Source organism: Hydrogenophaga sp. FW305-3-2-15-A-LB1 (assembly GCF_058787875.1).
This window is the reverse complement of record NZ_JBYTAE010000130.1, coordinates 1-8,958: the sequence shown is the minus strand read 5'-3', so window position 1 is coordinate 8,958 and position 8,958 is coordinate 1. Positions and strand designations below refer to the sequence as shown.

9 protein-coding genes and 1 pseudogene are annotated in these 8,958 nt (G+C 63.9%); all 10 read right to left on the bottom strand.

The window, feature by feature from the left end; genetic code table 11:
* Positions 1–74, bottom strand: a pseudogene (locus AC3WPZ_RS26610) (GTP-binding protein); the annotation flags it as partial.
* A 150-nt stretch (positions 75–224) separates the two neighbouring features.
* On the bottom strand, positions 225–2,327 hold the full coding sequence (gene fusA, locus AC3WPZ_RS26605) for an elongation factor G (protein WP_291116159.1): 2,103 nt from the start codon (positions 2,325–2,327) through the stop codon (positions 225–227).
* A 91-nt stretch (positions 2,328–2,418) separates the two neighbouring features.
* Complete coding sequence (rpsG, locus tag AC3WPZ_RS26600; RefSeq protein ID WP_137918320.1) at positions 2,419–2,889, bottom strand: 30S ribosomal protein S7; 471 nt, start codon at positions 2,887–2,889, stop codon at positions 2,419–2,421.
* 156 nt (positions 2,890–3,045) lie between these two features.
* Positions 3,046–3,423: a 30S ribosomal protein S12 gene (gene rpsL / locus AC3WPZ_RS26595; RefSeq protein WP_068169701.1), complete on the bottom strand. Its 378-nt coding sequence runs from the start codon at positions 3,421–3,423 to the stop codon at positions 3,046–3,048.
* Positions 3,424–3,556: 133 nt separating this feature from the next.
* The gene (locus AC3WPZ_RS26590) at positions 3,557–4,684 is read right to left on the bottom strand and encodes a D-alanyl-D-alanine carboxypeptidase family protein (RefSeq protein ID WP_492442359.1); all 1,128 of its coding nucleotides are present in this window, start codon (positions 4,682–4,684) and stop codon (positions 3,557–3,559) included.
* A 94-nt stretch (positions 4,685–4,778) separates the two neighbouring features.
* A complete protein-coding gene (locus tag AC3WPZ_RS26585) occupies positions 4,779–5,402 on the bottom strand; it encodes an alpha/beta hydrolase (protein ID WP_492442357.1) in 624 nt (207 codons plus the stop codon).
* Between the two features lie 6 nt (positions 5,403–5,408).
* Positions 5,409–5,747: a (2Fe-2S) ferredoxin domain-containing protein gene (locus AC3WPZ_RS26580; RefSeq protein ID WP_492442355.1), complete on the bottom strand. Its 339-nt coding sequence runs from the start codon at positions 5,745–5,747 to the stop codon at positions 5,409–5,411.
* Positions 5,744–6,865: a VanZ family protein gene (locus AC3WPZ_RS26575; RefSeq protein ID WP_382322838.1), complete on the bottom strand. Its 1,122-nt coding sequence runs from the start codon at positions 6,863–6,865 to the stop codon at positions 5,744–5,746. The genes AC3WPZ_RS26580 and AC3WPZ_RS26575 overlap by 4 nt, the downstream gene beginning before the upstream one ends.
* Positions 6,866–6,869: 4 nt before the next feature.
* Positions 6,870–7,298 (bottom strand): CopD family protein, encoded by a 429-nt coding sequence (locus AC3WPZ_RS26570; RefSeq protein WP_382163157.1) that lies wholly within the window; start codon positions 7,296–7,298, stop codon positions 6,870–6,872.
* A 267-nt stretch (positions 7,299–7,565) separates the two neighbouring features.
* Positions 7,566–8,690 carry a hypothetical protein gene (locus AC3WPZ_RS26565; RefSeq protein ID WP_382322837.1) on the bottom strand — a complete coding sequence of 375 codons (1,125 nt, stop codon included), beginning with the start codon at positions 8,688–8,690 and terminating at the stop codon, positions 7,566–7,568.
* Positions 8,691–8,958 lie beyond the last annotated feature (268 nt).

Below are 8,958 nucleotides of genomic sequence, written 5' to 3'. Positions count from 1 at the left end.
TTGCCATGGTCCACGTGACCAATCGTGCCCACGTTCACGTGCGGCTTGGTCCGCTCAAATTTCTCTTTTGCCATTTTCAATTCCTAAAGAACAAACCCGTGTCACGGTTTAAGGTCTGCACCACACTGCTGGATCGCCCCGCACGGGAACAGGGCGGCGCATGGTCGCAGACCGGCTGATCAATTGGGGACAGCGCGCCCGAAAGCGCCCCATCCCCAAGGTATTTACTTCGCGCGTGCAGCCACGATGGCTTCGGACACGTTGCGCGGCGCTTCGGAGTAGTGCTTGAACTCCATCGTGTACGTGGCACGGCCTTGCGACATCGAGCGCAGCGTGGTCGAGTAGCCGAACATTTCGGACAGGGGCACTTCGGCCTTGATGGCCTTGCCGCCGCCCACCATGTCTTCCATGCCCTGCACCATGCCGCGACGGCTGGACAGATCGCCCATCACGTTGCCGGCGTAGTCTTCAGGCGTTTCCACTTCCACGGCCATCATGGGTTCCAGGATGACCGGGCTGGCCTTCTTGCAACCTTCCTTGAAGCCGAAGATGGCGGCCATCTTGAACGCCATTTCGGACGAGTCCACGTCGTGGTACGAACCGAAGTGCAGCGTGACCTTGACGTCCACGACGGGGAAGCCCGCCAGCACACCGGCGTTGAGCGCCTCGATCACGCCCTTTTCCACCGCCGGGATGTACTCGCGCGGCACCACGCCGCCCTTGATGGCGTCCACGAATTCGAAGCCCTTGCCGGCTTCGTTGGGTTCGATCTTGAACACCACGTGGCCGTACTGACCCTTACCGCCCGACTGGCGCACGAACTTGCCTTCGGCTTCGTCCACGCTCTTGCGGATGGTTTCGCGGTAAGCCACCTGGGGCTTGCCGACGTTGGCTTCCACGCCGAACTCGCGCTTCATGCGGTCGACAATGATTTCCAGGTGCAACTCGCCCATGCCAGAGATGATGGTCTGGCCGGACTCTTCGTCGGTCTTGACGCGGAACGAAGGATCTTCGGAAGCCAGGCGTTGCAGCGCAATGCCCATCTTTTCCTGGTCGGCCTTGGTCTTGGGTTCCACGGCCTGCGCAATCACGGGCTCGGGGAAGACCATGCGCTCGAGCATGATGATGGCGTCCGGATCGCACAGGGTCTCACCCGTCGTCACGTCCTTGAGGCCCACGCAGGCAGCGATGTCGCCGGCGCGGATTTCTTCCACTTCCAGGCGGTTGTTCGCGTGCATCTGCACGATACGACCGATGCGCTCCTTCTTGCCCTTGACCGGGTTGTAGACCGAGTCGCCCTTCTTGAGCACGCCGGAATACACGCGCACGAACGTGAGCTGGCCCACGTACGGGTCGGTCATCAGCTTGAACGCCAGGGCGGACAGCTTCTCGTCGTCGGACGCCTTGCGCGAGGTGGGTTCCTCGTTGTCATCGGTGCCGCCCACGGGAGGAATGTCCACTGGCGAGGGCAGGAAGTCGATCACGGCGTCGAGCATGCGCTGCACGCCCTTGTTCTTGAACGCGGTGCCGCACAGCATCGGCTGGATTTCGGTGGCCAGCGTGCGCGCACGGATGCCTTGCTTGATTTCGGCTTCCGTCAGGTTGCCTTCCTCAAGGTACTTGTTCATCAGCTCTTCGCTGGATTCGGCGGCGGCCTCGATCATCTTCTCGCGCCACTCTTCGGCTTGCGCCTGCAGTTCGGCCGGGATGTCCTGGAACTCGAACTTCATGCCTTGGGACGCCTCGTCCCAGATGATCGCCTTCATCTTGATGAGGTCGACCACGCCCTTGAAGTTGTCTTCGGCACCGATCGGGATCACGATCGGCACCGGGTTGGCCTTCAGGCGCAGACGCATCTGGTCATAGACCTTGAAGAAGTTGGCGCCGGTGCGGTCCATCTTGTTGACGAACGCGAGGCGGGGCACCTTGTACTTGTTGGCCTGACGCCAGACGGTTTCCGACTGCGGCTGCACGCCGCCCACGGCGCAGTACACCATGCAGGCGCCGTCCAGCACGCGCATGGAACGCTCCACCTCGATGGTGAAGTCCACGTGGCCGGGGGTGTCGATGATGTTGAAGCGGTGCTCGGGGTAGGACAGGTCCATGCCCTTCCAGAAGCAGGTGGTGGCAGCCGAGGTGATCGTGATGCCACGCTCCTGCTCCTGCTCCATCCAGTCCATGGTGGCGGCGCCATCATGAACTTCGCCGATCTTGTGGTTCACACCGGTGTAGAACAGGATGCGTTCGGTGGTGGTGGTCTTGCCGGCATCGATGTGCGCGGAAATACCGATGTTGCGATAACGCTCAAGGGGCGTGGTGCGGGACATGGAAATACTCCGAAAAGGGGACGAGCCCGCTCCCCTAATTCAGGGAATGCGGGCTCTCGGTTCTGGATGCTCTGCTGGACGGCAGCCCGGATCAGAAGCGGAAGTGGCTGAAGGCCTTGTTGGCTTCGGCCATGCGGTGCACTTCATCACGCCGCTTCATGGCGCCGCCACGGCCTTCGGTGGCCTCGATCAGCTCGTTGGCCAGGCGCAGGGCCATGGACTTCTCGCTGCGCTTGCGGGCAGCCTCTTTGATCCAGCGCATGGACAGGGCCAGACGACGCACGGGCCGGACTTCGACCGGCACCTGGTAGTTGGCACCGCCCACGCGGCGGGACTTCACTTCCACCATGGGCTTGACGTTGTTGATGGCGACCGAGAAGATTTCGACCGGATCTTTGCCGCTCTTCTTCTCGATCTGCTCCAGCGCACCGTAAATGATGCGCTCGGCGACTGCCTTCTTGCCGCCTTCCATGATCACGTTCATGAACTTGGAGAGCTCGACATTGCCGAACTTGGGATCCGGCAGGATTTCACGTTTAGGGACTTCGCGACGACGTGGCATTTTTCACCTCATATTGCTTCAGTTGGCACCTTTTCAGGGGCCGCGAGAGTCATGCAAAAACTCTCACTTACTCGACCCGCACGGACCATTCCGTGTTGTGGGCCACTGCGCTTGAACCACCTGCCAGGCGGAACAAACACCGGAAATTTCGAACGATCAGGCCTTCTTGGGGCGCTTGGCACCGTACTTGGAGCGCGACTGCTTGCGGTCTTTCACGCCTTGCAGATCGAGCGAGCCGCGCACGATGTGGTAACGCACACCGGGCAAGTCCTTGACACGACCGCCACGGACCAGCACGACGCTGTGTTCCTGGAGGTTGTGGCCTTCACCGCCGATGTAGGAGATCACCTCAAAACCGTTGGTCAGGCGCACCTTGGCAACCTTGCGCAGAGCGGAGTTGGGCTTCTTGGGGGTCGTGGTGTACACACGGGTGCACACACCGCGACGCTGCGGAGAGTTTTCCATGGCCGGGCTCTTGGATTTGGTCTTTTCGACCTCCCGGCCGTGGCGCACGAGTTGATTGATGGTTGGCATTAAAACGTCCCTAAACGTTTGAAAAAAGCGAAAACGAAAACTCCTCGGAAGATTCCGAAAAGCCCTCTACTGTAGCACGTGGCCGATTTTCTGACAATGCGAGCCCTTCAGAAGGGCCGTGGAGCTCGAAGCGTCACTGGATCCAGAGGCGGATCGCGTCCCACGCGCGGCCGAAGATGCCGCTTTCCTCGACCGTCTCGAGCACGGTCAACGGGATTTCAGCCACCGTGGCGCCGCTGGCAGTGGTCACGCGCAGCGTGCCGACGGACTGCCCTTTCATCAGGGGCGCCACCAGCGGATCGGGGCGGACCACCTCGGACTTGAGCTTGGCGCCCTCGCCCGCGGGCACCGACACAACCACGCCTTCGGCCCGGCCCAGGCGGACCTGATCGGCCTTGCCCTTCCAGATGCGGGGCGTCGCCACCGGCTGACCAACGGGGATCAGGCGCACGGCGTCGAACGCGGTGTAGCCCCAGTTGAGCAGTTTCTGGCTTTCGGCGGCCCGGGCGTTTTCGCTGGATGCACCCAGCAGCACGCTGATCAGGCGCCGCTGCCCTTGGGCACCCTCACCCAGGCCTGGCACCTGCCGGCGCGCGGTGGCGACCAGGCAATAGCCGGCCGCGTTGGTGTGCCCGGTTTTCAGGCCGTCCACGCTCGGGTCGCGGAACAGCAGCAGGTTGCGGTTGGTGTCGTTGGCGGCGGGCGTGCCCGGGTAGCGGTAACGCTGGATGGCGTAGTACGGCACGTACTGGGGGAAGTCGGCCATCAGGCGCGTGGCCAGCGTGGCCAGGTCGCGCGCGGTGGTGGTATGACCGGCTTCGGTGAGGCCTTCCACGTTGCGGTAGGTGGTGGACGCCATGCCCAGGGCCTTGGCCTGTTCGTTCATGAGCTGCACGAAGCGTTCGACCGACCCGGCCACGCCCTCGGCGAGCGCCACCGTCGCGTCGTTGCCCGACTGCACGATCATGCCCTTGATCAGATCCTCCACCGGCACCTGCATCTTGGGGTCGATGAACATGCGCGATCCGGGCATCTTCCAGGCGCGCTCGCTCACGCCAAAGGTCTGGGCGAGGCTGATCTTGCCGGCCTTGAGCGCGTCAAACACCAGGTAGGCGGTCATGAGCTTGGTCAGCGACGCGGGCTCGACCGCCTGGTCCGGGTCCTTGGCGGCGAGCACCTGGCCGGAGGTCGCGTCCAGCAGCAGGTAGGCGCGCGCGGCCACCTCGGGCGGGGCGGGCATCTGCGCCAGCGCGGGCACCATCACACCGAGGGACAGGCACAACAGAAAACGGGAAAAGAGACGACGCAACAAAATCCGGTCCTTCAAAGGGGAAAACAAGAGAACCCGCGAGCGGTCAGGCCCGCAGGTGACGCAGCACCAGATCCCGCAACAACGGGAGCTGGCCGTGGAAGAAATGGCCGCCACCGGGCACCACCAGCACCGGCAGCGATTGGGGGCGGGCCCAGTCCATGACGGACGACAAGGGCACCGTGTCGTCCTGCTCGCCATGAACGACCAGCGTGCGGGCATGAAGTTCCGCCGCCACCGGCGCCACCTCGAAACGGCTGGCCGCGGTCCCGATCAGCACCAGGTGCTGGATGTCCCGCGAGTCGTGCAGCCGGGCGGCGGCATGGCTGGTCACGAAGGAGCCGAACGAAAAGCCGGCCAGGCACAGCGGGCCGCTTGGCGCCTGCGCCTCGATCACCGCCATCAGATCGTCGAGCTCGCCGCGCCCTTCGTCGTAGACACCCTCGCTCTGGCCGACTCCGCGAAAGTTGAAGCGCACCGCGGTCCAGCCGGCTTGCACGCAGGCCCGCGCCAGGGTCTGGACCACCTTGTTGGTCAGCGTGCCACCGTGCAAGGGATGGGGGTGGGCAATCACGGCGGTGCCTCGCACCGCTTCCGTGGGGCGGTCGATCGCCAGCTCCAGCTGGCCCGTGGGGCCAACGATCGACAGAAACTCGGTTTGTGCGTTCATCGCGCCTCAGCGCCCCACGTCCGGTGGCGTCAGCAGGCGTTGCACCACCACACCGTCGCGCAGGTGCGATTGCACGATTTCATCGATGTCGTGCTCATCCACGTAGCTGTACCAGACCGCCTCCGGGTACACGACGGCGATCGGGCCGCCGGCACAGCGGTCCAGGCATCCTGCCTTGTTGACGCGCACCTTGCCCGCGCCCGACAGGCCCAGCGCCTTGGCCTGCGACTTGCAGCGATCGAATGCGGCCTGCGCCTGGTGCTGGGCGCACGAGGCTTCGCCACCTTCTCGCTGATTGAGGCAGAAGAAGATGTGCCGCTCGTAGTAGGACTTGTTTTCGCTCATGGCGGAATTTTAGTGGTCCGCTCCGAGGCCAGCGGTGCACGCGCGACCACGCGCAGGCCGAAGATCAGGGCGGCGAAGGGCCACAGCCAGCCCAGCCACTGCGAAATTCCGTGGAAACGGATGAAGCGCCCCTGCTCCCAGACTTCCAGCGACTGCGCGAAGTAGGGACTGTCGGGCGCGAGGTTGAGGAGCGTCAGCGACACCGCCAGGGTCAGCAGCATCACCACGTTGCACAACCGGCGCGGGAGTCCCAGCATCGCCAGGCCCAGCAGCACCGCCATGACCAGGCCCATGGTGGCCTGCGGACTGACCCACGCCCAGGCATGGGATGGCCCATAGGTGAGGGCGGCCGACAGGCCCGCCGCGCCCGCCGCGGCCAGAAAGAACATCAGCAGGAAGAAAACCCGGCGCAGCACCGATCGCATTTCGGCAAACCCCATCAGCAAAGGCGACAGCAAGCACAGCGAAATGCAGAAGGCTTCGGCCAGCGGGCTGAGCGGGTCGGGAGCTTCCAGGCGCACGGGCACCCAGGTCAGGAAAGGGGTGTCCTCCAGCAAGAGCACCAGGCCAGCCTCCAGCCGATCCCAGACCTGGCCCAGACCAAACGGCACCGACAGCGGGTAGAGCAGCGCAAACGGCCAGAGCGCCAGCAGCACCAGGCTGCCGTGGGCCGAGGGCTCGAACCAGTTGGCGCGAAACTGGCTCCAATGGCGCAGCACCCCCAGGCGCTCCAACCCCCAGGCACAGGCCGCGCCGAGGGCCGCGCCAGCGCTGTTGAGCACGAAGTCGACATTGGACGGCACCCGCATCGGCAGGTAGTTCTGCAGAGTCTCCACCGCCAGGGACAACAACGCCGACACCCCGAACGCCAACCACCAGGACCACCGCCCCCAGCCCGATCGCAGCATCGCCAGGCTCAACAAAAAACCCAGGGGGGCGTAGCCCAGCAGGTTGGAGGCCACGTCGAAACCGGTCCAGTACTGCGGCAGCGGCGCCCACAGGAAGGCCAACGGCGACACGCCCTGCACGCGCCATCCCGTGAATGGGTACAGGCTGGCGTACACCACCACGCCGGCAAACAACAGTGCCAGCGGCCAGGCGGAGGAGCGGGTTTTCAAAGCGTCAGAAGGGCTTGACCACCACCAGCACCACCACGGCCACCAGCAGGATCACAGGCACTTCGTTGAACCAGCGGTACCAGACGTGGCTGCGCCGCTGAGTACCTTCCACGAACCGGCGCAACAGCAGGCCGCAGGCATGGTGATAGCCCAGGATGAGGACAACCGCGGCAAGCTTGGCGTGCATCCAGCCGTTGCCCGCCCCCCGGCCAATGCCGTAGCCCAGCCAGAGCCACAGCCCCAGGGCCAGGGCCGGCACCGCCAGAATGGTGGTGAAACGCATCAGCTTGCGCGCCATCAGAAGCAGGCGCTCACGCTCCGCGACGCTCTCTGGAGGCACCATCGCCAGGTTCACGAAGATGCGCGGCAGGTAGAACAAGCCGGCAAACCAGCTGGCCACGAAAACGATGTGGAAGGACTTGACCCAGAGCATCCGGGCAGTGTAGCCCCGGGGCTTCAGGGAACGGGCCGAGGCGGGCAAATCGCCAGAATTGACAGGGCAAAAAAAACCCGGCCTTTCGGGCCGGGTCAGGAAGCCTTTTTGCTGTCACACACTAAGGCACCCGCTCAGGGAGGAAAAGCGGGGAGCCGACCTTTCGGCAAGCTCGACAGAAATATTACACCAAGAAGGGGCGGAAACCAAGAGAACCTGTCAGTTCTGACATTGTTCTGTTCGATTTTTTGTTGTAGGCGGAACAGGTCACATCATTTTGGCGAGTTCAAACATCACCGCCGTGCCCAGGGCTTCGCGGATGTTACCCCGCCCCACCTTGGCCATGGAGAACTCACCAAAGCCCGACATGTCGAACGAGCTGTCGTCCGGCGAGATCTCGACGAAGGGGAACTCCAACACTTCGCGCAGCAGTTCGCGGCGGAACTGATCGAAGCCTTCGTCCTTGATCCCGGCATCCACGACGATGAGGTTGGGCATGCGGGAGAGGATCGCCTCGCGCGCCTGCCGGAAGTCGACCACGCTGTCCGAACCGATGCCGATCTCGCGCAAGGCGTCGCGCACATCGGCGCGGATCTGCAACGTGGGCGAGATGGTCAGCACATACACGCCGGACAGCGATTTGAACATCGAGGAATGGTCGTCCGAGAGGTCCACGGCCGAGATGCCGTCCACCGCCTGCACCGTGCGGCTGAACAGGGCGGTGAAGTTCACGCCATCGTCGGTGACCTGGCGGTCGATTTCGATGCCGCCGGCCGCGAGCGCGATCTGGCGCACCAGCAGCCAGCTCAGGCTGTCCGCCGACGCGTGGCTCGACGGGGGTGCGCCGTCGTTGGAGACGCGCAACTGCAACCGGGCGTGCCGCGGCCAGGCATTGGTGTCCATGCGAACGTCCATGCGACTGCCGAACGGCAGCCCCCAGTCAAGCACGGCGTTGACGAAGGTGTGGGCCACGGTCGGGTCCACCAGCACCTCGACCGGCTTGAGCTTGCGCCGCATCTCGATGCCCAGCACGGCAAATTCCTTCTTGCGCTCCTGCAGCACGCCTTCCACGAGGTCGGCCATGCCCACCTTTTCATGCGATTGCCGGATGCGCCCGCCATAGAAGCGGTGGATCTGCTGCGCGCTGACGCCGGACTGCTTGATGCGCTCGGCCGGGATGCTCAGCGCCCGGTGCTCCTGCCGGCTGATGGTGCCCTTGCTCAACAGGAGATCGATGGTGTTCTGCAGTGCACTCACCCCTTCCGTGACCTGATCGGCCAAGCCGGACAACAGGGTCGGCCAATGCTCGTCCAGCGACCACGACTCGGGCTCACTGGCGCTGGGCTTGGTGTTGGCAAAGCTGTGCGAAGAGGGCTTTTTGGTGGTCAACATGGGCGGACTGGTGGTGCGCAGGGTCTCCCGCGGATCAGTAACAAGATGTGTTGACTGAAGAATAGCGGCTGACACGCCGGATGGTGAGCACTCGGAGACCAGTATTTTCTTCTTACCGTGGAGTTCACCACACCTGCGGCGCATTTTCGGGCGCCCAGCCCCCTGTCAACTTTCCCAGTTCAGCCGGGCAAGCCGCGTCGCGGCGGCCTTCACACGGCGAAAAGGGGCGTTTGCCACAATACGCGCATGCACGCCCCCGCCCCCTACC

Excerpts from the sequence above, each read along its gene's own strand:
- rpsG (WP_137918320.1), bottom strand. The coding sequence starts at position 2,889 with ATGCCACGTCGTCGCGAAGTCCCTAAACGTGAAATCCTGCCGGATCCC.
- AC3WPZ_RS26580 (WP_492442355.1), bottom strand. The coding sequence starts at position 5,747 with ATGAGCGAAAACAAGTCCTACTACGAGCGGCACATCTTCTTCTGCCTC.
- AC3WPZ_RS26570 (WP_382163157.1), bottom strand. The coding sequence starts at position 7,298 with ATGCTCTGGGTCAAGTCCTTCCACATCGTTTTCGTGGCCAGCTGGTTT.
- rpsL (WP_068169701.1), bottom strand. The coding sequence starts at position 3,423 with ATGCCAACCATCAATCAACTCGTGCGCCACGGCCGGGAGGTCGAAAAG.
- AC3WPZ_RS26590 (WP_492442359.1), bottom strand. The coding sequence starts at position 4,684 with ATGGTGCCCGCGCTGGCGCAGATGCCCGCCCCGCCCGAGGTGGCCGCG.
- AC3WPZ_RS26585 (WP_492442357.1), bottom strand. The coding sequence starts at position 5,402 with ATGAACGCACAAACCGAGTTTCTGTCGATCGTTGGCCCCACGGGCCAG.
- AC3WPZ_RS26565 (WP_382322837.1), bottom strand. The coding sequence starts at position 8,690 with ATGTTGACCACCAAAAAGCCCTCTTCGCACAGCTTTGCCAACACCAAG.
- fusA (WP_291116159.1), bottom strand. The coding sequence starts at position 2,327 with ATGTCCCGCACCACGCCCCTTGAGCGTTATCGCAACATCGGTATTTCC.